Source organism: Chryseobacterium sp. GVT01B (assembly GCF_019970045.1).
Taxonomy (GTDB): Bacteria; Bacteroidota; Bacteroidia; order Flavobacteriales; family Weeksellaceae; genus Chryseobacterium.
On sequence record NZ_JAHXYI010000004.1, the window covers coordinates 507,751 to 533,448 of the forward strand.

Here is a 25,698-nt window from a genome sequence, read left to right on the forward strand (position 1 = left end):
AATATTTTGTATCTTTGCAGACTCAAAATCAAAACGATGCGTACAAAATCTGTAGGGAAGAAGAAAATCAATGTAGTCACTCTTGGGTGTTCCAAGAATGTATATGATTCTGAAGTATTAATGAGCCAGCTGAAAGCTAATGGCAAAGAAGTGGTTCATGAAGACCGTGGTGACATTGTTGTAATCAATACCTGCGGATTTATTGATAATGCTAAAGAAGAATCTATTAATACTATCCTTGATTATGTTGAGGCTAAAAATAGAGGAGAGGTTGAAAAAGTATTCGTTACAGGATGTTTATCAGAAAGATACAAACCGGATTTGGTAAAAGAAATTCCGGATGTAGACCAGTATTTCGGAACAAGAGACCTTCCGATGCTTCTGAAACATCTTGGAGCAGATTATAAACACGAACTGGTAGGAGAAAGACTTACAACAACTCCAAAGCATTATGCTTACCTTAAAATTTCAGAAGGTTGTGACAGACCATGTTCTTTCTGTGCGATCCCATTGATGAGAGGAGGGCATATGTCAACCCCTATTGAAAAACTGGTTTTAGAAGCTCAGAAACTGGCGAAAAAAGGAACAAAAGAATTAATTCTTATTGCACAGGATCTTACTTACTATGGTCTTGATCTTTACAAAAAAAGAGCGTTAGGAGATCTTTTAAAAGAATTGGTGAAAGTAGAAGGAGTAGAATGGATCCGTCTTCATTATGCTTTCCCAAGCGGTTTCCCTGAAGATGTTCTTGATATTATCCGTGAAGAACCTAAAGTTTGTAATTATATAGATATTCCTCTTCAGCATATCAACTCAGATTTGTTGAAATCAATGAAAAGAGGAACTACCCATGAGAAAACAGATGCTCTTTTAGGAAAGTTCAGAGAAAAAGTCCCGGATATGGCGATCAGAACAACGCTTATCGTTGGATATCCTGGTGAAACAGAAGAAAGATTCCAGGAACTTAAAGACTGGGTAAGAGAACAGAAATTTGACAGGTTGGGATGCTTTACTTATTCTCATGAAGAGAATACTACAGCTTACGTACTAGAAGATGATATTCCACAGGAAGTAAAAGAGGCAAGAGTAGAGGAAATCATGGAACTGCAGTCTCAGATTTCGTGGGAAAAGAACCAAGAAAAAGTAGGTAAAATATTCAGATGTATTTTTGACCGTAAAGAAGGGAATTATTTTATCGGAAGAACAGAGTATGATTCACCAGATGTGGACAATACAGTTTTAGTTTCTGCCGAAGATACTTATATCTCTATAGGTGAATTTGCAGAGGTTAAAATTACTTCAGCCGAGGAGTTTGACTTATATGGAGAATTAGTCTAGCTAAATGCTTACTAATCAGTTTAAAATAAGATTTGTAAAATGGAGTTATTAACGAAAATTAACATAGAATTTTCTCGGTAGCTTGTTTTTATTTTATTGATAATCAATTTGTTAATATTTTGCGTAATTAAGATTTTTCAAATTTCTATTATAAAGTATATAAATTCAAAAATTATGTCTTAAATTTGCGCAATAAGCAATATTTTTAAATAATATGCTTTCAATGAGTTAATTATTAAAATGAAGCTAAAATAGTTATTTTAACAGGGCAGCTTCAATATGATATTCACAGGTTGGGATGCATCTTCCTTTTGGAAATATTGATGAAAAAAAATGTAATTAAAAATCTTTAAAAACTTATGAAAAAATTTTTATTAACAGCAATTATGCTTGTTGGCCTTTCGGCCCTTTCTAAGGCTCAGCAGGGGCGAGTGGGGATTAACACAACCACACCTGCCGCAACGCTAGATGTAGTAGCAAATACTACTGATAACACTAGACCTGACGCCTTATTAGTCCCTCGTATGACAAGAGCTCAATTATTAGCTAAAGATGCGGCTTATACTGCAGCTCAAAATGGAGCGCTTGCTTTCGTTACAACAATTGACGGTACCGCAACTCCTAAAACAACAAACGTTACAGCAGTAGGTTTTTACTACTATGATGGCCAGACTACAAATACCTGGATTACTGTAGGTGGCGGCGGTGGTGCTGTAGCAGCTCCTTCTGTGAGAATCTCTACAACTGGATCAGATTTATCTGCAGCAGACCTAAATGGTTATGTATTTATAGATACAGCAGGTTCAGTAAACTTGGCAACTATTCCTGTAAGTGCTGCTACTAAAGGTAAAACAGTTACTATCGTAAGGATAGGAACCACCAATGTTAGTATAACGGGAATGAATGCTAGCTCTGTTAACTCTATTACTGTTCAAGGTAGAGGTATTGCTTTTGTTTATGATGGTACTGCATGGCAGTCTTACTCTGTAAACTAATCTTAAATTTACACACATTTAGTTATGAATAAAAAAATTTTATTAGCTTTTGCCTCTGTAGTGGCAATGCTTCAATATACAAATGCGCAGGTTAGAACAAATGGTTTCGCCAGCGGAAATATACAAGGACAAGGAGTTTTCTTAGATGCTTCTGGTAGTACAGGTGGTTTCACAGATAGTGTAAACAATGGAAAAGGACTTGTTTTCCCAAGAACAGACTTAACTACCTTTACATTTGCAACTCCTGTTACTGACGAAGATAACTTTCCAACTGCATATGATGGCATGATTGTTTTTAATAGCGCTTCAGGAACTACTGTTTCTGGTATTGCTACAAGTGTAACTCCGGGATATTATTATTTCTCTAATCCAACTGGTGGATCAGCAAATGGTTTTGCAACTTCTACTGGTAGATGGGTTTCACTTTCAACTTCACCTAAAGTAACTGTTGGAACAGCAGAAACAACTACAAATACTATTATAAATGTAAGTCCTGGTGTTGATAAGCAGCTTTATGCTATCAAAGGAACTTTCACTGCAAGTGGTACTTCTACAGCAGTTAATATCCCAGCTCCTACAGGAATGACTACTATGTATGGTATTACAATCTATAAAGCAGGTACAAACACTGTTTATGATAGAAGTTTATATTCTTTTAATCCGGTAACAACTCCAGGAAATGCAATTACAGGATCTCCTAGTATGTCTGTAGTGTATCCTAATGGTACATACGATTATGTATTAGAATATTTAAAATAAAACATTAATTTAATTACATATAAAAACCAATGATTTCTCATTGGTTTTTTACTTTTAAGAGATTTCGTTCATTTATTTTTTCGGGTTATACATCATCACTTATTCATTTTTTTGGATGGCTAAAGTGGATTTGGGGTTAATAATAGATCAGTCTATAAATTTTAACAAAATAAAAGGTGTTAAAAAATAGTTCTGGTGTCTCTCTTTATATAAGCAGATGTTGTCTGTCAGAAAGTTTTTCCGGAGTGCGGTTCTTAAGACTTTAAATTTTTTAAGATTGATTTTCTGATTTTATTTTAACTTTATTAATTTGTAATTTATTGATTATCAGTTGTTTTTAAAAGTGTGAAATTTAAATTATGCACGAATTAGTTAATTATGTTAACTTTTCGCATATTTTTTTAACACTTTTTAACACTATGCTCTAAAACCCCTGTTCATAGGAGGTTACAGCGGTATTTAACATTTGATTAATCTTTTGTTAACAGTTTTTAACATGTTGAATAGGGTTTTCTAAAGATTCCTGATACTTTTGTCCCGTCAAAACCAATAAAAGTTCAAAATGATGAAAAGATTCATTCTCGTAATCATAATGATGATTTCAACCTTAGGTGTTTATTCTTTTACGAGTAATGCCTTAGATGCGAAAAAAACAAGTTATGCATCGTACTACCACGATAAATTTAACGGTAGAAAAACTGCTAGCGGAGAAATCTTTGATAACTCAAAGTTTACTGCAGCAAACAGAACGCTTCCATTTGGAACAAACGTTAAGGTTACTAACCTTAAAAATGGTAAAGAGGTAATAGTGAGAATTAATGACAGAGGGCCTTACCATTCATCAAGATCTTTAGATATGTCTAAAGCTGCGTTCGATGAGATTGGAGATATCAGTCATGGTACAATTCCGGTCGAATATGAAATTGTCGATTAATTTTATGATTTAAATTAAAAAAAAGCCAGCTGATTCAGCTGGCTTTTTGTATGCGGTAATATCCTGTTGATTATACATCCAATTCCAATAAGGCAGGACAATGGTCAGAATGTACGGCTTCCTTTAAAATAACAGCTCTTGAGAGCTTATCCTTTAAACTGTAAGAAGTAAAGTTATAATCCAGTCTCCATCCTTTGTTTCTGGCTCTTGAATTTTGTCTGTAGCTCCACCACGTATAATTGTCCGGATCTTGATTGAAAAACCTGAAACTGTCTATCAGCTCACATTCATTAATGAAATTCGTCATCCACTCTCTTTCCATTGGAAGGAAACCAGAAACATTTTTTAAACCGATTGGATTGTGAATATCGATTGCTTCATGACAAATATTAAAATCACCGGAGATAATCAGGTTGGGAATTTCTTTCTTTAAATTTTTGATATATTCCAGGAAGTCATGGCAGAACTGCATTTTAAAATCAAGCCTCTCGATATTAGATGCAGAAGGAACATACACGGAAATAGCTGAATATCCGTCAAAATCTGCACGGATGATTCTCCCTTCATTATCATAGCTTTCGATACCGCAGCCATACTCTACATGATTGGGTTTGATTTTTGAGGCGATTCCGACCCCGCTATAGCCTTTTCTTACTGCTGAGTGCCAATAACTGTGATAACCTAATTTTTCGAGGCTTTCGATGTCTATCTGATCGTTTCCGGCCTTACTCTCCTGAATACAGATAATATCCGGATCAGCAATCTTTAGCCAGCCCAGGAAATCTTTCGTAAAAGCTGCTCTGATTCCATTGACGTTGTATGTAATTAATCTCATTAGTCTTCTATAAAAAGTTTAAAATTTTCATTGTATTTCGAAGGGATAAATTCAGTGATATCATAATCCGCTACCTGATGAATATAAAAAGGATCTTCAGAAATAATCTGCTCAACTTCATTTTTAGATTCTGCATTGGCTATGATGATCCCTCCCGTTCTGGGTTCTTTTCTACCTGAAGCAATAAACTGTCCGGATTCATAATGCTTATTAAGGAAAATATTATGCTGAGGAATAAGAAGCTCTACATTTTCAATAGAACTCTTATAGGTAAGCGAAATAATAAACATGATTTATTTTTTACGAAGATATGAACTATAAAAAAGAAGCGGAAAAAATCATTCGATTTTTTCCGCTTTAAACCCAAAATTAAATAAACTATGAAAAAAACTACTTGGGTTCTAAAATGCTGATAGGAATGATACACTCTTCCAGTGAAATTCCTCCATGCTGGTAGGTTTCTTTATAGTAATTAACGAAATGATTGTAATTCTTAGGATAAGCCAGGAATATATTGTTTTTAGCAAAAATATATTTCGAGCTTAAGTTTCCTTTTGGAAGGAAAAGTTTTTCAGGATTGGTAATCGCCCATACATCACTGTCATCATACGTTAAGCTTTTACCTGTTTTATATCTGATATTAGTAGAAGTTTCTCTGTCTCCCACCACTTTACTTGGCTTTTTAACATATACCGTTCCGTGGTCTGTGGTGATAACCAGTTTATAGCCGTTTTCTGCTGCTGTTTTTATAATCTTCAGTAAAGAAGAGTTTTCAAACCAGTTGAAGGTAAGAGAACGGAAGGTTTTATCATCACGGATCAGTTGATCTACAATATGGTTGTCTGTTTTCGCGTGGGAAAGAATATCAATAAAGTTGTATACGATGACCAACAGATCATTGTTTTTATGCTGATTGAAATCATCATAGATTTTTCTTTCAAAATCTGCATTCAGTACCTTCAGATATTTCATAGACTTTGAGCCCAAACCTATTCTCTTCATTTGATCTTCCAGGAAATCACGCTCAAATTCATTTTTGTTTCCCTCTTCATTATCATTAAACCATTTATCAGGGAAACGTTTTTCAATTTCAGACGGCATTAATCCAGCAAAGAAAGAGTTTCTCGCATACTGTGTAGCCGTAGGAAGGATACTGTAGTAATAATCTTCCGAAATCTTATTGTAATATTTTGTAAACAAAGGTTCAATCACTTTCCACTGGTCGTAACGAAGATTGTCTACCATCAGCAAAAGAACTTTTTCTTTTTCAACCTCAGGTTTTACTTTCTCCTTGAAAAGGGTGTGGCTCATAAGAGGTTTGTCTGAGTCAACAAGCCAGTCTGTGTAGTTTTTTTCAATAAACTTGGCAAACTGAATATTAGCCTCTTCTTTCTGAGACTGCAGAAGGTCTGCAAATTCATTATCCGCTACCTTGTCAAATTTGATCTCCCAGCTAAGGATTTTTTTATAATATTCCGCCCATTCCTGATAGGTTCTAAGGTATGACAATTCCATAGAAAGGTTTCTGAATTCCTGCTGGTACTGCAAAATAGTTTTCTGCTCAACAAGATTATCTTCCTGAAGGTTCTTCTTTAGGGAAAGTAATATCTGGTTAGGATTTACAGGCTTCAATATATAATCGGCAATCTGAGATCCGATAGCCTCTTCCATAATGTGTTCTTCTTCGCTTTTGGTAACCATCACAATCTTTAAGGAGTTATCTTTTTCCTTAATCATAGGAATAGCTTCCAGTCCGGAGATACCCGGCATATTTTCATCAATTAATGTTAAAGCAAATTTCTCTGAATCCATAAGTTCCAAAGCCTCATTCACATTATTAACAGGGGTTACCTGGTAGCCCTTCTTTTCTAAAAATACAATATGAGGTTTAAGTAAATCTATTTCATCATCGATCCATAATATCTTTTCTGACATAATTTATTTTTTACATGGTTATTCTATCAAAATGTTGACCAAATCCTTCTAAATTCTCACAAAATAGAAAGATTAAAAGTTAAATATTAGTTAAATGAAAATACCGTTTGATATTTCACATTTTTGTTTCATTCAATCCGTGGTTTCTATATATTCCAAAGCCCTTTCCAGAATTTCATCTTTTCCCTTTTTAAGCCCTTCCACACTCGGTTTTACAAGAATATCGGGAGTGATTCCTATTCTCTGCGTTTCTCTTCCGTCAGGATAATAAGCACCAAGTCCAGTAAACCGGGTATCAAGACCGGCAATTTTAAACATAATCACATCTCCGTTGGCTCCTGAAGTATTGCTTCCGATAATTTTGGCGTTCGGATGCTGCTTGAACATCATTGTGGTGGTCTCTGCCTGGCTTTGGGTATTCTCATCTACTAAAACGATTACATTCCCTTTATAGTATTCAGGGTTTTTCCTGCCGATAACATTTTTTCTGCTGTAAAATTTACCGGGATAATTAGGATCAGGAAAAGTAAACTGATAATAAACGGACGGTACAGGAAGCAAAAGATAGCTTAAAGGGATGATCGTTTGCTTTGGATAATTTCTAAGATCAAAGATAATAGATTTTGAAGATTTTAAACTGTTGTACATTTCATTCAGATCATCTTTTTCTATAATCTCCATATCAACATACCCGATTTTCTTTTCCTTATCCATGAATTTCCACTTCCGGGGAGCTTTATTTTTTTCATGAATAATATCTTTGGCAAAATACGTTCTGGTTTTGATTTCCAGATTTTGTCCTTCTCTCTCAATTTTTACAGAAATAGAATCGGTATTGCTAAAGAGAAGTTTGCTTTTTGCTTTGTTGAATTTCCCCCAGGAATTGGAGGCTGGAATATATTTTCCAAAGCTGTTGACGATTTGCGGTATCGTTTTCCCTTCAATATCATAAATGACATCTCCTACATGAAGCGGGTTTTTCTCCCTGAATTTTGTCGCATTGATTTTTGTAATCACAAGTTTTCCTTCTGCATAAGAATAATCTACAGGCACACTTCGGATTCCGTATTGATGAAGCTGAATTTCCTTTGACGAAAGATAGGCATGGGAATCATCTGTTTTGGTAACCAGTTCCGCCAGTGTTAAATGATAACTTTTATCAGTATCAATCATAAGAAATTTGGGAATCATTTCTGTAAGAACATCATTCCAGTTCTGATCAGTTTCATACTTATAAGGAAAAAAATACTCTACATAATTCCAGTATCTGAATAGCTCCAGTAAGCTGATCTTTACTGAGGTGAATTTTGAACCGTAAGATTTTTCATTTCTGAAATATATTTTCCTTCCGCCTTTCCCAAAATAATGATTGTTTGCCAGATTTCTGTTGTTTTCTATATAATGAAGCTTTTGAGAAAGATCTCTGGAGAAAATTTGACGGTTATCTATCCAGCTCAGGTCAAAATTTTTAAGAAAATATACTTTATCATCCTTTACTGAGCATTCTTTGCAGGGTGCAACTTCTCCAAGACTTTTGATCCAGTCAACATAAAAATTATTCAACACCTCTTTGTCATTAATAGATTCAAGCTCATCAATCTTTTGAAAAAGCTGTTGATCCCAGTTCAGATTTCCTTTTGCTACATGAGGATGGTAATATTTTAAAAATCCCCATATTCTGCAAAGGGATTCCAACTTTTGTGTTTCAGTTATAATTTGTGCGGAAAAATTTAAACTTAAAAGTAATAAAAGGAAAAGAGAATACTTTCTCATTAAGGGTTATCGTGTTTTCTCTCAAAGGTAGTCCTTTGCCATAACAACTGCAAAAGGTTTTCAAAAAATATTGAATTAAAAATAAAAATGAGCCGGAGAGATTTTTAATGATATTAAGAAGATGTTATTTGTGAAAAATATGAATGATATCAGTTTTTAAACTCTATTTTTTTAATAGTAATTTAATAAAAGCCTAAACTTTAAAATGCCTAACTTTGTTTACTAATATTGACGTTTCAATGCAGAATAAGCTAAAAATCATCAACGATCCTGTTCATGGATTTATCAAAATTCCCCACGAAATTTTATTTGATATCATTGAGCATCCTTACTTTCAGAGATTAAGAAGAATTGGGCAGACCGGGCTTTTAAACCTGATATTTCCAGGTGCTACTCATACAAGATTTCACCATGCTCTGGGAGCAATGCACCTGATGTTTACTGCATTGGAAACATTAAAGCAGAAAGGGGTTAAGATTTCTGAAGAAGAGGAAAAAGGAGCGATGCTGGCTATTCTGATGCATGATATTGGTCATGGTCCGTTTTCTCATGCGCTGGAAAGTATGCTGATGGATGACTGGCATCATGAAAACCTTTCTTTGCTCCTGATGAACAAGCTGAATGAGGAATTTGACGGTCAGTTATCAATGGCTATCGAAATGTTTCAGGGGAAATATCATAGGAAATTTTTCAACCAACTGATCTCTTCTCAGCTGGATGTAGACCGTTTGGATTACCTTAAAAGGGACAGTTTTTTTACCGGTGTATCGGAAGGGAATATTAATACCCAGAGAATTATTTCCATGATGAATGTTTGTGAGGAAGGTGAACTGGTAATTGATGCAAAAGGAATTTATTCTATTGAAAATTTTCTTACAGCCAGAATGTTTATGTACTGGCAAGTATATTATCATAAAACGTCAGCTTTAGCAGAATTTCTCTTGGTTAAGATTCTTGAAAGAGCTAAATATCTTATTTCTCAGGGAGCAGAGCTTCCCGCAACGGATAATCTGAAGTATTTTCTATACCGCGAAAAGAGTGCTGCAACGGATGAAGATATAGAGCGATTTACCAGCCTTGATGATAATGATGTGATCCAGGCGATGAAAGAATGGCAGAATGCAGACGATTTTGTACTGTCCTATTGGTGTAAATGCGTAATTCAGAGAAATTTACCTAAAACAATTATTTCATCACATCCATTCAGTCAGGAAATAATTGATGAAAAAGTAAGAAATACCAATGAATTTTTCAAAATTGACAATGGAAAAGAATTGGTTCATGAAATAAAAAGAAAACTTTTGCCCTATCATGCGGAGAAGCAGCCCATCTATTTACTGCATAAAAATGGTAAGAGAACAAGGCTTCATGAGTCGGAAGATCAGCTTTTATCAGGGTTAATTGTAAATAAGACAACCCGCTATATCCTTATGTTTCCAAGAGATATCTCAAAGGTAGACTCTTAAATAATATTAAAATTTACGATCTGAAACCAAAAAATGTTTGCAAATTCTAGAATTTCTTATCTTTGCAGAATATGGAATTTACAGCTTCGCAAATTGCAAGTTTTATTGACGGAAAAATAATAGGTGACGAGAATGCACTTATTACAGGGGTTTCACCAATTGAAAATGGGGAATCAGGACATCTTTCTTTTATAGCACAAGATAGATTTTCTCATTTCTTGGATACCTCACGATGCTCTGTTATCATCATTTCGGAAAAACTTCTGGAGAAAAATAGTTATAACCCTACCTTAATCGTTGTAAAAGATGCTTATCTTTCTTTTCAGATCCTGATGAATTTATATCAGGAAATGCAGGGAAGAAAAGAAGGTATTGAAAATGGTTCTTCCATTCACGATACGGCTGTCATAGGAGATAAAGCCTATATCGGAGCATTTACTTATGTTTCCGAGAAAGCTAAAATTGGGGAAGGGGCACAGATCTATCCACATGTATATATAGGAAAGGGAGTGAAAATTGGTAAAAACTGCAAAATAGACAGTGGTGCCAGGATTTATGACTATTGTATTATTGGGGATAACTGTGTAATTCATTCCAATACGGTAATTGGAGGTGACGGTTTTGGTTTCCAGCCAACTGCCGAAGGTTTCAAAAAAATACCACAGCTTGGAAATGTAATTATTGAAGACGATGTTGAGATCGGCTCCAACTGTAGTATAGACAGAGCGACAATAGGCTCTACCATTATAGGAAAAGGAACTAAAATTGATAACCTGATTCAGATTGCCCACAATGTGAAAATAGGTCAGAACAATGTAATTGCAGCACAAGCAGGAATTGCAGGTTCTACTACAATTGGTGACTGGAACCAGATTGGGGGACAGGTAGGTGTTGTAGGACATATCAAAATAGGAAATCAGGTGAAGATTCAGGCTCAGAGTGGTGTGAATTCCAGCGTTAATGATAGAGAAACCCTGTATGGCTCACCAGCCATCAGTTATAATGACTATTTGAGGAGTTATGTTCATTTCAGGAATCTTCCTGGAATAGTAAATAGAATAAATAATCTTGAGAATAACTCAAAAGATAATACTAATGAGTGATATGCAAAAAACACTTCAGCAAGAGGTAACTCTTTCTGGAATTGGCCTTCATACGGGTAGAGAAGTAAAACTTACCATTAAACCTGCTAAAGAAAATACAGGTTTTGTATTTGTAAGAACCGACTTAGAGGGACATCCTCAGGTAGAAGCAGATGTAAATTATGTTGTAGCAACAGAAAGAGGAACTACATTAGAAAAATTAGGAGTAAAAATTACCACATGCGAACACCTTTTGGCAGCTCTTGTAGGTTGTGATATTGATAACGCAATCTTAGAAATGGATGCCTCTGAACCACCTATTCTTGATGGATCTTCAAAATACTTTGTTGAAGCTATTGAAAGCGTTGGTGTTGCAGAACAGGGTGTAGCAAGAGAATATCTGGTTGTAAAAGAAGTTCTTACCTACAGTGATCCGGCTACCGGTTCGGAAATCACAATCATTCCTTCAGATACTTACGAAGTAACAACAATGGTAGATTTTGGGACTAAAGTATTAGGTACTCAGAACGCCACTCTTAAAAATATTTCAGAATTTAAAGACGAAATCTCATCAGCAAGAACATTCAGCTTCCTGCATGAATTGGAAATGCTTTTAGATCACGGTTTGATCAAAGGTGGAGATATTTCCAATGCCATTGTATATGTAGATAAAGATCTGACTCCTGAAACTACAGAAAAACTAAAGAAAGCCTTTGGAAAAGATAATGTATCAATCAGACCAAACGGTATTCTTGATAATCTTAATTTAAACTATCCTAACGAAGCTGCGAGACACAAATTATTAGATGTAATTGGTGATCTTGCTCTGGCAGGGGTGAAAATAAAAGGTAAAGTTATTGCCAACAAACCGGGGCACTATGTGAATACCCAGTTTGCGAAAAAACTGAACCGCCAGTGGAAATTGCAGAAAAAGAAAAACGTTCCGGATTTTGACCTGACAAAAGAACCGGTATTCGATATCAACGGAATTATGAAGCTTATGCCTCACAGACCCCCGTTCTTATTGATCGACAAAGTTCTTGAACTTTCAGACTCTCATGTTGTTGGTTTGAAAAACGTGACGATGAACGAACCATTCTTCGTGGGGCACTTCCCTAAAGAACCTGTAATGCCTGGAGTACTTCAGGTAGAAGCATTAGCACAGACAGGAGGAATCCTGGTACTGGCCAGCGTTCCGGATCCTGAGAACTATTCTACTTATTTCATCAAAATTGATAAGGTGAAATTCAAAAGAAAAGTAATTCCCGGAGATACACTTATATTCAAAATTGAATTGATAGAGCCTATCAGAAGAGGAATTGTTCATATGCAGGGGTATGGATACGTAGGAGATACAGTAGCAGTAGAAGCAGAGCTTATGGCTCAAGTTGCAAAAAATAAAGTTGATTAAATGATTCATCAATTAGCAGCCGTAGATAAACGCGCGAAAATCAGCAAAAATGTAATCGTAGAACCATTTACTACAATTGCAGGGGACGTGGAAATTGGGGAAGGAACATGGATTGGTCCTAATGTTACCATTATGGAAGGGGCAAGAATCGGAAAAGACTGTAAAATCTTTCCCGGAACTGTAATCTCTGCAATCCCTCAGGACTTGAAGTTCGATGGCGAAGACACACAAACCATTATTGGAGATAATACTACTTTAAGAGAATGTGTAACCATCAATAGAGGAACCAAAGCATTAGGATATACAAAAGTAGGAAGTCACTGCCTGATTATGGCAACCTCACACGTTGCGCATGACTGTATTATAGGAGATAATGTAATTATTGCAAATGGCTGCGGTATTGCAGGACATGTTGAAATTGGTGACTTTACCGTAATGGGAGGTTTATCAGCTGTTCAGCAGTTTGGCAAAATCGGGAAACATACGATGATTTCAGGAGGATCTTTAATTAGAAAAGATATTCCGCCTTACGTAAAAGTTGCAAGAGATCCAATTTCTTATGCAGGGATCAATTCTGTTGGGTTAAGAAGAAGAGGGTTTTCTAATGAGAAAATCTTTGAAATTCAAAAAATCTACAGAGCTATTTTCCAGATGAAGATGAATGTTTCTCAAGCGTTAGCATATATTGAAAAAGAAATGCTTCCAACGGCTGAAAGAGATGAAATTCTACAATTTATTCAAAACTCACCTAGAGGTATCGTAAAAGGATATGGTACCGGAAAGGATAGAGATTAATTTAATTATAAATACTATCAGACAATGAAAAGTTTAATCGTACTTATTGCGCTTTCTGCAACTTCTTTTTTGTTTGGACAGCAAACAGAAAAGTCTGCAACAGGTAAAAAAGAAAAACCTTTTACCATAGAAAGAAAACTTTCCGGAGAGTCTAATGATAGTATTGCCAAGAATAATTTAAATGGTATTCTGAAACAGAAAAGTACCGGAAGTTCAATATTAGGAACAACCGATCAGTATAAAACTGATATTCAGATGAATGTAAACAGATTGAATAACAATGTGAATATGTTCAATAATAATACATTTAACAGAATGATGCCTCAAGGACAAGGTATCGAAATTAAAAAAAGAAAATAAATATTTATATAATTAATGGCAACAAGTAACGATATCAGAAAAGGTCTTTGCATCGAATTTAGCAACGATATTTTTAAAGTAATCGAGTTTCTTCACGTAAAACCAGGGAAAGGTCCTGCTTTCGTAAGAACAAAACTAAAATCTGTGACAAACGGAAAAGTATTAGATAATACATTCTCTGCAGGCCACAAAATTGATGAAGTAAAAGTAATCACCAGAAAGTTCCAATATCTTTACGATGACGAGAACGGTTTCCACTTCATGAATAACGATGATTTTTCTCAGTTATATTTAAATAAAGAAATGATTGAAAACTCAAACCTGATGAAAGCAGGTGAAGAAGTAACAATCATTTTGAAAGAAGCTGATGAAACTCCACTTTCTGCTGAACTTCCACAGTCAGTATATCTGGATGTGATTGAAGCTGATCCGGGGGTAAAAGGAAACACTGCAACAAACGCTCTTAAAAACGCAATCGTTGAAACAGGAGCAAGAGTAATGGTTCCTTTGTTCATTGAGCCGGGAGACAAAATTAAAGTAAGCACTGAAGACGGTAGCTACTTAGAAAGAGTGAAATAATAAATAAAATTTACATAAATTCGGTTTGCATTAGCACTCCGAATTTTGTTTTATAAGAAAATCTATTGTTATGAGATTCCATTCTCCGCAAAAGCTTAAAACGATTGCAGATTTAATAGGCTCAGCATTTGTTGGGCCGGAAGACTTTGAAGTATTGGGAACCAACGAAATTCACATGGTAAAACCAGGGGATATCGTTTTTGTGAATCACCCCAAATATTATGATAAGGCTTTAAATTCTGCAGCAACTATTATTTTAATTGATAAAGAAGTAGAGTGCCCGGAAGGCAAGGCGCTTTTGGTTTCTGATGATCCTTTCAGAGACTTTAATAAAATCAATACTCATTTTACCAGAATATATAATTTCACAGAAGAACTTCACGATGTTGAAATAGGAGAGGGGACAAAAATTCACTCTTCTGCAGTAATCGGAAACAATGTGAAAATCGGAAAAAACACCCTTATTTTTCCAAATGTAGTGATTGGTGACCGCACAGAAATCGGAGATAATGTGATTATCCAGTCCAACACCGTTTTAGGAGGTGATGCATTTTATTACAGAAAATTAAACGGAAACTTTGACCGTCTGATTTCTGTAGGGAATGTTATTATTGAAAACAACGTAGAGATCGGAAACGGCTGTACCATTGACAGAGGTGTTACGGATTCTACCATTATTGGAGAAGGGTCTGTGTTGGATAATCAGATTCAGATCGGACATGATACCGTAATCGGGAAAAAATGCCTCATTGCATCTCAGGTAGGAATTGCAGGATGCTGCATCATCGGTGATGAGGTGACGTTATGGGGACAGGTAGGAATCGCTTCCGGAAACAAAATTGAATCAGGATCTGTACTTTTAGGGAAAACCGGAGTAAACAGAGATCTTGAAAAAGGAACCTATATCGGGATGTTTGCAGAAGATTTTAAAACTTATCTTAAAAAAGAAGTAAAACTGAGAAAATTGTGATGAAGAATTTACTAGCTCTATTTCTTTTTATATATTCAATAAGTTTCGCTCAGAAATCACAGATTGAAGCAAAGGTTACATTTAGCGACAACAGAATAGTAGATGCTAAAATACCTTTTATAACAAATCTTTTTGATAGTAATCAGATTGATGAGATAACGATTAGCGACAGAAAAGTTAAGATTTTGGAAGATGGAAAAGCTATTAAGTACCAGCCTTCTGAAATTCAGAAAATAGAATTTACAGATCTTAAAGGTAAACCAAGGATTTTCATTTACTTTCCTTTAGAATCAACTAAAACTTTGGTGGAGCTTGTGTATGATGGTGAAAAAATAAAATGGGTGAAAGCATATAGACGCCACGGCTATGATGGATCTACCCTTGTATCAGATGTCTTGTTCAAAGGAGATATAAGACAACCTTTGAGTATTTTGGTCAATAACAGGAAGAAATTAAAACAATTAATGGTAGAAAAACCCGAACTTGAGCCGCTTATTGAAAATATTAATTATAACAGACTTAAGGAGCAGGATTTAATCGATCTGTTGAAAAAATATGATGAATAAAATCAGATTTAAAAATTTTTTTAACGACAAATAATCATTATTTTTGTCTGACGTATAAACTGAAAATAAATAAATTAAAACAACAATAAAATGTCAATTTTAGTAAACAAAGATTCTAAAGTAATTGTACAAGGATTTACAGGGAACGAAGGAACTTTCCACGCTGGTCAGATGATTGAATACGGAACAAACGTAGTAGGTGGTGTTACTCCAGGAAAAGGAGGTAGCGAGCACTTAGGAAAGCCGGTATTTAATACAGTAGCTGACGCTGTTGAAAAAGCAGGAGCAAACGTAAGTATCATTTTCGTACCACCGGCATTCGCAGCAGACGCTATCATGGAAGCTGCTGAAGCAGGGATCAAAGTAATTGTATGTATTACTGAAGGTATTCCTGTAGCTGATATGGTAAAAGTAAAATCTTATATTGCTGACAGAGACTGCAGATTAATCGGACCAAACTGCCCTGGAATCATTACTTCTGAAGAAGCTAAAATTGGTATTATGCCAGGTTTCGTTTTCAAAAAAGGTAAAGTAGGTATCGTTTCAAAATCAGGTACTCTTACTTACGAAGCTGCTGACCAGGTTGTAAGAGCGGGTTACGGTATTTCTACTGCTATCGGTATCGGTGGTGACCCAATCATTGGAACAACTACAAGAGAAGCATTAGAATTATTCATTAATGATCCTGAAACTGAAGCTGTTGTAATGATCGGAGAAATCGGTGGAGGTCTTGAAGCTGAAGCTGCAAGATGGTACAAAGCAAGTGGTTCTAATAAACCAGTTGTAGGATTCATCGCTGGACAAACTGCTCCAAAAGGAAGAACAATGGGTCACGCAGGTGCTATCGTAGGTGGTACTGAAGATACAGCTCAGGCAAAAATGGAAATCATGAGAGAAAACGGTATCAACGTTGTAGACTCTCCTGCTGACATTGGTGCTACTGTAGCAAAAATTCTAGGATAATATAAAACCACATCATATGAAAAAACTTTTATTAGCCTCAGCTTTGACGCTTTCCGCATTATCTTTTGCACAGGTGCAATGGAATAATACAAGATTCGGTCTTACAGCAGGTTTAAACTACTCAAGAGTAGCAAATGCCCACAATCCCTCTGGCCCAAGATACGCCTTCCAAGGTGGAGCTTTGGCTTTGATCCCCGTAGGGAAGGCAAACCAATTCTTTATACAACCCGAAGTTCTGTACTATGGTGCAGGAGAAACCGGGAAAGATAAAGATGCTAAAGGTCAAAATGGTTACGATGCAGTATATGCAAATAACTATCTGAGTGTACCGCTTTATTTCAAAGGATATTTTTCAGAAGCTGAATCAGAGTTCTTTGGAATGATTGGACCTAGATTTAACTTTTTAGTAAGTCAGGACGTAAAGAATCCTCCAGTAGGAAGACCTTACTATGATCCGGACGTTACTGATCCTACACAGCCGGCAGGAGTAAACGGAAAAGCAAAAAGCTTTAACTGGGGACTTGGACTAGGCGTAGGATATAGCTATAAGAGACAACTCGAAGTAGCTTTAAAATATGATTTAGGACTTTCTGATACTTACCCTGGTCTTGTAAAAGAAAAAGGAGGTACTGATAAGAAAAAATCAGAACAGGTTATTGCACTTACCTTAAGCTATATATTCAAATAGAATATCTCAGAATATAAAAAATCCCGGAAACTTAGTTTCCGGGATTTTTTATATTATAAATTGTAAACAGGCTAATCGGTAATCTTTACTTTTCAGCCTTGTCGTGATTATCCTTTAATCCACTTCCAAAGCTCTTTTAAAGTAGCTTTGTTACCGTACATCAAAATACCTACACGATAGATTTTTCCGGCCAGGAAGATCATAAAAACAGTTGTTGCCAGCAATAATCCAATGGACAGCGCAATCTGCCATGCAGGAACACCAAATGGGATTCTTGCAATCATTGCCACCGGTGAAGTAAATGGAATGATTGATAACCAAAAACCTAACGGCCCGTCAGGATTATTCATCAGGGTAAAACTTCCATACATCCCCAATGTTAAAGGTAGAATTGCAAACAGAGTAAATTGCTGTGTTTCTGTTTCGTTATCTACCGCAGAACCAATTGCTGCATAAATAGAACTGTAAAAAATATACCCTAAAAGGAAGAAAACAATGAATACAAAAATAATCAGAGGGAAGTTCAGTTCCAGAAGACTGTGAGAGATCTGGGTAGCAAGCTGCCCCACATCCAGTTTACTGGCAATCTCATTATTTCCACCCGGAATATTTTTCTGAAGAGGTGAGAAACCTGTATTCAGAACTAATGCTCCGATGACAGACATCGTGATCCAGATCAGAAACTGTGTAAGCGCAACCATGGTTACTCCTAAAATCTTCCCCATCATCAGTTCAAACGGTTTTACGGAAGAAATAATAATCTCCACAACACGATTGTTCTTTTCCTCAAGTACACTTCGCATTACCCTTACCCCATAAATAATGATAAACATAAAAGTAACATACATCAGGATCATACTCAACCCGGATTTAACCCCGAAAGCAAGATCAGAATCTTCTTTATTGTTATCACTAACATTAATGGTCTTTAATGTAAAGCTTTTATCAAGATCAATTAACTGAGTCTCCTGAATGCCCAGTTGTTTGATTTTTTCTTTTTTAACAACATTGCTGATGTCAGAAATAATCTGCTGCTTTGTATCGAATCCTATTTTACTGTTGATCACAAGTCTTGCCTCTTTTTCAAGCGCATCAAAATTCTGATTTTTCAATTCCGGAAGAATCAAAATACCATCCAGGGATTCATTTCCTTTTAAATTGTTGATCTTTGATTTTTCATCCGCGGCAGAAACAAAAACATAATTTAGTTTATCATTAGATTTCAGCTGATTCATGAATAATCCGCTCTTATCAACCACTTCTATAATACTGTGTGATTCGTTTGCCTTAAACATTAACCCTATCACAGCTCCAAAAGCAATGATCATAATAGGAGCAAGCAGTGTTAATATAATGAAGGATTTTTTCTTAACCTGTGTAAGAAATTCTCTCTTGGTAATTAAAAAAATATTATTCATAGATTAAGGATGGTTACTTACAGCATTAATAAACACTTCATTCATACTGGGAATTCTTTCATCGAATGATCTCACTTTGCCCACTTGTACCAGATCAAGAAGAACATTATTCTGACTCTCTTCATTTTTCAGGTCAAAAGAAACAAGATTATTTTCATTTGATAAATTGAAGATGTCATATTTATTCTTGAAATGGTCAAAATGATCTGTGTTGACTTCAGAAAGCGTAACTCCAAAAATATTTTTCTTGAATTTTTCCCTTACGTCAAAAACCCTTCCGTCAATGATTTTTTTAGAATTGTTGATCAAAGCAACATAATCACACATTTCCTCCACACTTTCCATTCTGTGAGTAGAAAGAATGATAGTAGTTCCGTTATTTTTAAGATCAATAATCTGATCTTTGATTAAGTTGGCGTTTACAGGATCAAAACCCGAAAAAGGTTCATCAAGAATTAAAAGATGAGGTCTGTGTAGAACGGTTACCACAAACTGGATTTTTTGTGCCATCCCTTTAGAAAGTTCAGACAGCTTTTTTTTCCACCATTGGTCGATGTTCAGTTTCTCAAACCATTTTTTTGCTTCATTCAGAGCATCGCTTTTACTCATTCCCTTCAGTTCCCCGAAATATAAGATCTGATCTCCAACACTCATGTTTTTGTACAATCCTCTTTCTTCGGGCATATAGCCGATGTCTTTGATATGATCGGGGTTCAGTTTTTGTCCGTTGATGAAGATATCTCCGGAGTCTGCCTGAGTAATTTGATTAATGATACGGATAAAAGAAGTTTTTCCGGCTCCGTTGGGTCCTAAAAGGCCATAAATACTACCTTTTGGAACATGGATGCTGAAATCATCCAGGGCGACCTTTTTTCCGGCATTGTAGGTCTTTTTAATATGTTCAGCTTTTAGCATTAAAATTATTCTTTTTACAATTAGTATAAAAAGGTCCCGAAAGTTACGGAAATATTAAAACAGAATTAATGTAAAAGAAAAAATCCTGATGATTATCAGGATTGTAATTTATTGTTTCACGATTTGAGTAACTTTTTGCGTGTTGTCACTTAAAATATAACGGATCATATACTTTCCGGGTTTCAATTTTTCAATATTAATCTCACCTGAATTCATATTCACTGTATAATTAGCGACCTGCATACCCAAAATAGAATAAAAAGTCACACTTTTGATTCTTAAAGAAGAATCTTTTGCCTTAATGATAAGGAAATCCTTTGCAGGATTTGGATAAGCAAGCAACACCCCATCATCCGCTTTCTGAGTGATGGAACTCGGCTCTCTAAGCTGAGCTTTTAAATTGTTGGAAAATCCAACAAAAGTGCCTACAAATAGAAATAAAAGTAAAAGTTTTTTCATCAAATTTATAATTTCTCGAATATATGTAACAAATGTAATAAATTCTACAATTTCATACAATAGTTTTTTGTAGAACTTATATTAAATTTGTAGAAACTTATTCAAAAAGTATTCCAAAATGATACATTCAAGAAATAGAAGACTTAGAGTTAATGAATCTATCAGAAGTTTGGTAAGAGAAAATGTGCTTACAACTGATGATTTTGTAATGCCGATCTTCGTAATGGAGGGCGAAAACAAGCAGGAGGCAATCCCGTCTATGCCGGGAATTTTTAGGCGGAGTATAGATTTAACCGTTAAGGAATGTAAGGAATTATTTTCTTTAGGAGTAAAAGCTGTCAATTTATACATGAAAGTGTCAGAACATCTGAAAGACAATACAGGAAAAGAAGCCTGGAACAAAGACGGATTGATGCAGCGCACGATCAAAGCAATCAAAGATGCCGTTCCGGGAATGATTGTTATGCCCGATGTAGCCTTAGATCCTTATTCAATCTACGGACACGACGGAATCATTGAAAACGGAAAAGTTATCAATGATGCTACCAACGATGCACTGGCAAGAATGTCAGTATCTCATGCGGAAGCAGGCGCAGATCTTGTGGCACCTAGCGATATGATGGACGGAAGAGTACAGGTTATCCGTGAAGCGTTGGAAGAAAGCGGTTTTACAGACGTAGGAATTGTAAGCTATGCTGCCAAATATGCGAGTTCTTTCTATGGACCATTCAGAAGTGCTTTAGACAGCGCTCCAAAAGATGACATGGAAATTCCGAAAGATAAAAAAACATACCAGATGGATTTCCACAATACCCGTGAAGCATTGAATGAAGTGTTTAAAGATATTGACGAAGGAGCAGATGTGATCATGATCAAACCGGGACTTCCTTATCTGGATATTGTTTCCAAAGTACGTGAAGCTATTGATCTTCCGATTGCAGTATACAATGTAAGTGGAGAATATGCGATGGTAAAAGCAGCGGCTCAGAACGGCTGGCTGGATAATGACAAAACGATCATTGAAAGCCTGACTTGCTTCAAAAGAGCAGGAGCAGATATGATCTTTACTTATTTTGCAAAAGAAGCTGCGGTCCTTTTGAATAAATAAACGGTTAGGACACCAACGTTAATGTTAAGTTAATGGTCCGGATTGAAGACTTTCGTGTAAATAAAAAATATATTTTTGAGTAAAGCTAATTTCGAGAAACGAAAATTATTAAAACATCAAAAGAATTTATTTATGAGAAATCTTAAAAAGATCGAAAGAAATCAATTGAAGGAAATCAAAGGAGGAGAAGTGATTATTGATGATCCAAATTGTGGAACATGGTGTAAAGGAATCTGGCATCCATGTACAATTAATCATTTAGCTTGCCCGCCGGATTAATCATTTCAATATAAAAAGTAAACAGGCTGTTCTTATCTGAACAGCCTGTTTTATTTTCAAACGGATAAGAGGTATTATTTTATAACCAACCTTTTTTCCCGTAAACGTAAGTATCATCAAACTGCTTATCACTCATGAAAAGATATAAAATACCTTCAATAAAAGGGATAATAGAAGCTGCTCCTAAAGTAACAATATTCAGAACAAGTTGGATGATTCCCTCTTTTGTATATCCCAGATAAAATTTATTTAATGCGAGCCAGCCTACAAGAATTCCCAATAAAGCCGCAGGGATTTTCTTTTCCGAACGGTAAGGGACATTGCTTTGCTGGTTTTGTACATTTTCTGTTTTTGTGTAACCGTAATTTTCCATTTCTTAATGATTGTAATTGATTGTGATGTTTTACGATAAGTAGTTGAAAATGATAAAAAGTTACAATGATTTGGAAGTGAATAAGTTTACATTTAAATCAACAAGTTGCTATTAACATATAAGTGAAGTTTATATTTTTGATATATTTGCCCTATGATTTTACGAGGAGAAAACTTAATCAAGGAATATGGTCCTAAAAAAGTTGTAAAAGGCGTTTCTGTACAGGTTCAACAGGGAGAAATTGTTGGTTTGCTGGGTCCGAACGGAGCAGGAAAAACCACATCGTTTTATATGATCGTAGGGTTGGTTAAGCCCACTTCAGGAAAAATTTTCCTGGATAAACAGGAGATTACGACTGATGCAATGTACCGAAGAGCCCAAAAGGGAATCGGATATCTGGCTCAGGAAGCTTCCGTTTTCAGAAAACTTTCCGTGGAAGAAAACATTATGGGAGTATTGCAGCTGACCAAGCTTTCAAAGCGTGAGCAGCAGATCAAATGTGATGAACTGATTGAAGAATTTTCTTTACAGCATGTCCGTAAAAACAGAGGAGACCTTCTTTCCGGAGGAGAGAGACGTAGAACTGAAATCGCACGTTGTCTGGCTACAAGCCCGAATTTCATTCTTCTGGATGAACCTTTCGCTGGGGTAGACCCGATTGCCGTAGAAGATATCCAGAAAATTGTACGAAGCCTTGTTGACAAAAACATCGGAATTCTGATTACCGACCACAACGTACAGCAGACGTTGGCGATTACCAACAAAACCTATATTATGTTTGAAGGAAAAATCCTGAAAGAAGGACTTCCGGAAGATCTTGCCAATGATCCGCAGGTAAGAGAAGCATATCTTGGTGAAAACTTTGTCTATCAGAGTATCTTGGATAAACCTAAAAAGAAAAAATACGCTTACAATATCTGGGCAGGTAATTTTGATTCAAAATCGCAGTTGCAGGGATTTGTAGATGAAAATTTCAAACAGTTTGATGATCTGAGACTCATGTATGGTTTTGAAGATATCAGCTTTGCTTCATTAGCGAACTCTGAAATTGAGCATATCTTTAATGATGTGGTAGATAAAAATGCCAACAATTCATTTGTTTTCCAGAAAAAAGAAATCAATTCTCAATATTCTTTAGAACAGGCAGAAGCGGAATCTAAAGAGGCCGGCAGAAAAGAACTGCATTACCTTACCACTTATCTATTTGAAGGATAAAATATAAAGCATTTATTTGCTGAACATGATAATAAAACGTACCTTTTTCTTTTGAAAGCGGTACGTTTTTCATTTAAAAATGATTTCTATGGCTAAACCTTTTAACAGAACAGTCACCTTGTTCGGAATTTATAAACAGCTTGTCCCATTCATCAGACCTTACCGACCCATGATTTACGGAACCTTGTTTCTTACTTTTCTGGGAGCTCTGGCAGCGCAGGTAAACCCGATTGTTTTAAAATATACGGTGGATGAAGTTACCAAGCTTACCCATCTTCCACATCCCATGTCAGAAGGAATTCATATTCTCATTATTATTTCCATTATTTTACTGGGAAAAGAACTGTTGAATATCTTTATCAACTTCGGGCAGAAGTTTTATGGTGAAAAGATCAGGATCAATGTCAGTTCTGTACTGGCTCAGTCAGCTATTGATAAAATATTAACCTATAGAGTTGCTTATTTTAACGATGAAAATCATGAGTCCGGAAAATTACAGATCAGAATAGACCGTGGAATAGAAAGTCTTACAAAACTGGTTCAAAACTTTTTTATAGATATTCTACCTCTTTTTTCCAATGCGATCATTGCCCTGATCATTATGTACATGCAGAATGTGTATGTAGGACTTGTTTCAACCATTATTGTTCCCATTTATTTTTATATCAGCTCCCTGCAGGCAAAAAAACTGAACGGAGTACGTCGTCAGCTTAGAAATCAGAGAGAAAAAAAGACCTCCGGACTTCTGAATCTCATCAATTCCATTATGGTTATCAAAAGTTTTGTCCGTGAAAAATTTGAAGGAAAAAAACAATACGATCTTCAGATGGAACTGATGGAAAGCCAGATGATCACAAGAAGAACCAACTTTATTTATGATGGCTTAAAAACGTTTATTGAACAGTTCGGAGTTGTTTTGATTATTCTTTTAACGGTTTATCTCGTTCTTGATCAGCAAATGACGATTGGTGCGATCATGCTTCATATTATGCTTTTCAACAATGTTTCTGCACCTATCCGCCAGCTGCACAGGATTTATGATGATATGAACGATGCCATGATCTATGCTGAAGGCTATTTTGATATTCTGAATGCAGATAATGAGACAGAATCGAATGGGAATTTTGTAGAAAATGAAATCAAAGGAACTTTTGAACTGAAGAATGTTGATTTTACTTATCCCAATGGCACAAAAGCTTTACATAATGTTTCCATGAAAATTGAAAACGGAAAAACGACGGCTTTGGTAGGGCTGAGCGGTGCAGGAAAGTCAACGGTCATTAATCTTTTGTGTAAATTTTATTTTCCGGATTCCGGAGAGATTCTTTTGGACGGGGTAGATCTGAATGAATTTGACAATACTTTTCTTAGAAGTGACCTTGGACTGGTACTTCAGAGAAATCACATCTTTCAGGGAAGTGTAGAAGATAATATCCGCTATGGAGATATGAATGCCAGTTTTGAAGAAATTCAGGAAGCCGCAAAGAAAGCTTATCTGCATGAACAGATCATGGATCTTCCGGATCAATACCTGCATGATGCTACTCAGCTTTCCGGAGGACAGCAGCAGAGAATTGCCATTGCCAGGCTGTTTCTGAAAAATCCTCCGATTATCTTTCTGGATGAACCTACAGCCAGCCTTGATGCCATTGCCACCGAACAGATCAAGAATTCTCTGGATGCCATAAAAGAAGGAAGAACTGTTGTCATCATTTCTCATTCCCTGTCACAGATTCTGGATTCGGATATCATTTATGTGATGAAAAAAGGAAGAGTAGTGGAAAATGGAACTCACGATGAACTTTACAGTAAAGAAGGAACTTACCGGGAGATCTTTGACGCATCAGCCCGCAGTCTGAATCTCGATAAACTAGTGAATACTTTCAAAGAAAATTAAATAAAAAAACTCAGCTTGGCCGCTGAGTTTTTTATTTTCATAACAACTGTTTAATGCGCTTTTTCAGGAACCTGATAAGTACCTACATCTGCTCCGAAAGCAATATTAATTCTGTTATAGCTGTTGATGGCAATAACAGCCATTGTTAAATCTACGATCTCAGTTTCAGAAAAATAATGGCTTACTTTTGCATAAATTTCATTATCCACTTCCTTACCATTTAAAGCCGTTAAAGTTTCAGCCCATAGCAGTCCTGCTTTTTCTTTATCCGTATAAAATGAACATTCTCTCCAGACACTTATCAGAAATATTCTCTGTTCAGTTTCACCTTTTGCTCTTAGTTCTTTGGAATGCATATCCAGGCAGAAAGCACATCCGTTCATTTGTGAAACCCTGAAATACATCAGTTCAAGAAATGAATTGTCCAGTGATGAATTCTGTACCTGAAATCCCATATTGTGAAGGGCATTTACAGCTTTGTTTCCGATCGCAAATGCGTTGATTCTTTGTGACATAATATTTGTTTTTTGATTAATTATGTGACAAATGTAGAACTGTATTTTCCTGAATTTTTTTACAAATGAT

Annotated in this window: 26 protein-coding genes and 1 pseudogene; 18 read left to right on the forward strand and 9 right to left on the reverse strand. The window is 35.7% G+C overall.

Annotated features, from left to right (window positions below; translation table 11 throughout):
• Positions 1 to 36 precede the first annotated feature (36 nt).
• From rimO to LC457_RS12235, 4 genes are all read left to right on the forward strand, one after another.
• Positions 37 to 1,338 (forward strand): 30S ribosomal protein S12 methylthiotransferase RimO, encoded by a 1,302-nt coding sequence (gene rimO / locus LC457_RS12220; RefSeq protein WP_213280408.1) that lies wholly within the window; start codon positions 37 to 39, stop codon positions 1,336 to 1,338.
• 524 nt (positions 1,339 to 1,862) lie between these two features.
• On the forward strand, positions 1,863 to 2,333 hold the full coding sequence (locus LC457_RS12225; protein WP_223600075.1) for a hypothetical protein: 471 nt from the start codon (positions 1,863 to 1,865) through the stop codon (positions 2,331 to 2,333).
• Between the two features lie 24 nt (positions 2,334 to 2,357).
• Positions 2,358 to 3,092, forward strand: a complete 735-nt coding sequence (locus tag LC457_RS12230) for a hypothetical protein (protein WP_223600076.1) — start codon at positions 2,358 to 2,360, stop codon at positions 3,090 to 3,092.
• Positions 3,093 to 3,654: 562 nt separating this feature from the next.
• Positions 3,655 to 4,026 carry a septal ring lytic transglycosylase RlpA family protein gene (locus tag LC457_RS12235; protein ID WP_034699143.1) on the forward strand — a complete coding sequence of 124 codons (372 nt, stop codon included), beginning with the start codon at positions 3,655 to 3,657 and terminating at the stop codon, positions 4,024 to 4,026.
• A gap of 70 nt (positions 4,027 to 4,096) precedes the next feature.
• Here LC457_RS12235 and LC457_RS12240 read toward each other — a convergent pair whose 3' ends face one another.
• The 4 genes from LC457_RS12240 to LC457_RS12255 all read right to left on the reverse strand — a co-directional run bounded on the left by LC457_RS12240 (position 4,097) and on the right by LC457_RS12255 (position 8,491).
• Positions 4,097 to 4,861 (reverse strand): exodeoxyribonuclease III, encoded by a 765-nt coding sequence (locus tag LC457_RS12240; protein ID WP_223600077.1) that lies wholly within the window; start codon positions 4,859 to 4,861, stop codon positions 4,097 to 4,099.
• Positions 4,861 to 5,151: a YciI family protein gene (locus tag LC457_RS12245; protein WP_223600078.1), complete on the reverse strand. Its 291-nt coding sequence runs from the start codon at positions 5,149 to 5,151 to the stop codon at positions 4,861 to 4,863. Before LC457_RS12245 ends, LC457_RS12240 begins: the two co-directional genes overlap by 1 nt.
• Before the next feature lie 100 nt (positions 5,152 to 5,251).
• Positions 5,252 to 6,796: a bifunctional response regulator/alkaline phosphatase family protein gene (locus tag LC457_RS12250; RefSeq protein ID WP_047378748.1), complete on the reverse strand. Its 1,545-nt coding sequence runs from the start codon at positions 6,794 to 6,796 to the stop codon at positions 5,252 to 5,254.
• Positions 6,797 to 6,928: 132 nt separating this feature from the next.
• Complete coding sequence (locus tag LC457_RS12255) at positions 6,929 to 8,491, reverse strand: S41 family peptidase (RefSeq protein WP_223600079.1); 1,563 nt, start codon at positions 8,489 to 8,491, stop codon at positions 6,929 to 6,931.
• A gap of 317 nt (positions 8,492 to 8,808) precedes the next feature.
• On the opposite strand from LC457_RS12255, the gene LC457_RS12260 reads away from it, so the two are divergent.
• From LC457_RS12260 to LC457_RS12305, 10 genes are all read left to right on the forward strand, one after another.
• Positions 8,809 to 10,035: an HD domain-containing protein gene (locus LC457_RS12260; protein WP_223600111.1), complete on the forward strand. Its 1,227-nt coding sequence runs from the start codon at positions 8,809 to 8,811 to the stop codon at positions 10,033 to 10,035.
• 71 nt (positions 10,036 to 10,106) lie between these two features.
• Complete coding sequence (gene lpxD, locus LC457_RS12265) at positions 10,107 to 11,138, forward strand: UDP-3-O-(3-hydroxymyristoyl)glucosamine N-acyltransferase (RefSeq protein ID WP_047420847.1); 1,032 nt, start codon at positions 10,107 to 10,109, stop codon at positions 11,136 to 11,138.
• Entirely contained in the window at positions 11,131 to 12,528 is a 1,398-nt protein-coding gene (locus LC457_RS12270; protein WP_223600080.1) for a bifunctional UDP-3-O-[3-hydroxymyristoyl] N-acetylglucosamine deacetylase/3-hydroxyacyl-ACP dehydratase, read from the forward strand. Before lpxD ends, LC457_RS12270 begins: the two co-directional genes overlap by 8 nt.
• Positions 12,529 to 13,323: an acyl-ACP--UDP-N-acetylglucosamine O-acyltransferase gene (gene lpxA, locus LC457_RS12275; RefSeq protein WP_047386961.1), complete on the forward strand. Its 795-nt coding sequence runs from the start codon at positions 12,529 to 12,531 to the stop codon at positions 13,321 to 13,323.
• 24 nt (positions 13,324 to 13,347) lie between these two features.
• A complete protein-coding gene (locus tag LC457_RS12280) occupies positions 13,348 to 13,683 on the forward strand; it encodes a hypothetical protein (RefSeq protein WP_223600081.1) in 336 nt (111 codons plus the stop codon).
• A 15-nt stretch (positions 13,684 to 13,698) separates the two neighbouring features.
• Positions 13,699 to 14,262 carry an elongation factor P gene (gene efp / locus LC457_RS12285; RefSeq protein WP_223600082.1) on the forward strand — a complete coding sequence of 188 codons (564 nt, stop codon included), beginning with the start codon at positions 13,699 to 13,701 and terminating at the stop codon, positions 14,260 to 14,262.
• A 70-nt stretch (positions 14,263 to 14,332) separates the two neighbouring features.
• Positions 14,333 to 15,232: an LpxD N-terminal domain-containing protein gene (locus LC457_RS12290; RefSeq protein ID WP_129041988.1), complete on the forward strand. Its 900-nt coding sequence runs from the start codon at positions 14,333 to 14,335 to the stop codon at positions 15,230 to 15,232.
• Positions 15,232 to 15,798, forward strand: a complete 567-nt coding sequence (locus LC457_RS12295; protein WP_223600083.1) for a hypothetical protein — start codon at positions 15,232 to 15,234, stop codon at positions 15,796 to 15,798. The genes LC457_RS12290 and LC457_RS12295 overlap by 1 nt, the downstream gene beginning before the upstream one ends.
• A 90-nt stretch (positions 15,799 to 15,888) precedes the next feature.
• On the forward strand, positions 15,889 to 16,761 hold the full coding sequence (sucD, locus tag LC457_RS12300) for a succinate--CoA ligase subunit alpha (protein ID WP_223600084.1): 873 nt from the start codon (positions 15,889 to 15,891) through the stop codon (positions 16,759 to 16,761).
• A gap of 16 nt (positions 16,762 to 16,777) precedes the next feature.
• Entirely contained in the window at positions 16,778 to 17,449 is a 672-nt protein-coding gene (locus tag LC457_RS12305; protein ID WP_223600085.1) for a porin family protein, read from the forward strand.
• Positions 17,450 to 17,556: 107 nt separating this feature from the next.
• Here LC457_RS12305 and LC457_RS12310 read toward each other — a convergent pair whose 3' ends face one another.
• From LC457_RS12310 to LC457_RS12320, 3 genes are all read right to left on the reverse strand, one after another.
• Positions 17,557 to 18,867: an ABC transporter permease gene (locus LC457_RS12310; protein WP_223600086.1), complete on the reverse strand. Its 1,311-nt coding sequence runs from the start codon at positions 18,865 to 18,867 to the stop codon at positions 17,557 to 17,559.
• A 3-nt stretch (positions 18,868 to 18,870) separates the two neighbouring features.
• Positions 18,871 to 19,782, reverse strand: coding sequence for an ABC transporter ATP-binding protein (locus tag LC457_RS12315; RefSeq protein WP_223600087.1), 912 nt, complete (start codon positions 19,780 to 19,782; stop codon positions 18,871 to 18,873).
• Between the two features lie 108 nt (positions 19,783 to 19,890).
• Complete coding sequence (locus tag LC457_RS12320) at positions 19,891 to 20,241, reverse strand: T9SS type A sorting domain-containing protein (RefSeq protein ID WP_047378731.1); 351 nt, start codon at positions 20,239 to 20,241, stop codon at positions 19,891 to 19,893.
• Between the two features lie 118 nt (positions 20,242 to 20,359).
• Here LC457_RS12320 and hemB point away from each other — a divergent pair, with 118 nt between their 5' ends.
• A complete protein-coding gene (gene hemB, locus LC457_RS12325) occupies positions 20,360 to 21,349 on the forward strand; it encodes a porphobilinogen synthase (protein ID WP_223600088.1) in 990 nt (329 codons plus the stop codon).
• Positions 21,350 to 21,481: 132 nt separating this feature from the next.
• A complete protein-coding gene (locus LC457_RS12330) occupies positions 21,482 to 21,628 on the forward strand; it encodes a hypothetical protein (protein ID WP_156118482.1) in 147 nt (48 codons plus the stop codon).
• Between the two features lie 79 nt (positions 21,629 to 21,707).
• On the opposite strand, the gene LC457_RS12335 is transcribed toward LC457_RS12330, so the two are convergent.
• Complete coding sequence (locus LC457_RS12335; RefSeq protein WP_223600089.1) at positions 21,708 to 22,001, reverse strand: TM2 domain-containing protein; 294 nt, start codon at positions 21,999 to 22,001, stop codon at positions 21,708 to 21,710.
• A 153-nt stretch (positions 22,002 to 22,154) separates the two neighbouring features.
• Here LC457_RS12335 and lptB point away from each other — a divergent pair.
• Positions 22,155 to 22,880, forward strand: a pseudogene (gene lptB / locus LC457_RS12340) (LPS export ABC transporter ATP-binding protein); the annotation flags it as partial.
• 505 nt (positions 22,881 to 23,385) lie between these two features.
• Positions 23,386 to 25,113, forward strand: a complete 1,728-nt coding sequence (locus tag LC457_RS12345) for an ABC transporter ATP-binding protein (RefSeq protein WP_223600112.1) — start codon at positions 23,386 to 23,388, stop codon at positions 25,111 to 25,113.
• 50 nt (positions 25,114 to 25,163) lie between these two features.
• Here the strand turns inward: LC457_RS12345 and LC457_RS12350 are convergent, their stop codons facing one another.
• Complete coding sequence (locus LC457_RS12350; RefSeq protein WP_223600091.1) at positions 25,164 to 25,628, reverse strand: carboxymuconolactone decarboxylase family protein; 465 nt, start codon at positions 25,626 to 25,628, stop codon at positions 25,164 to 25,166.
• Positions 25,629 to 25,698 lie beyond the last annotated feature (70 nt).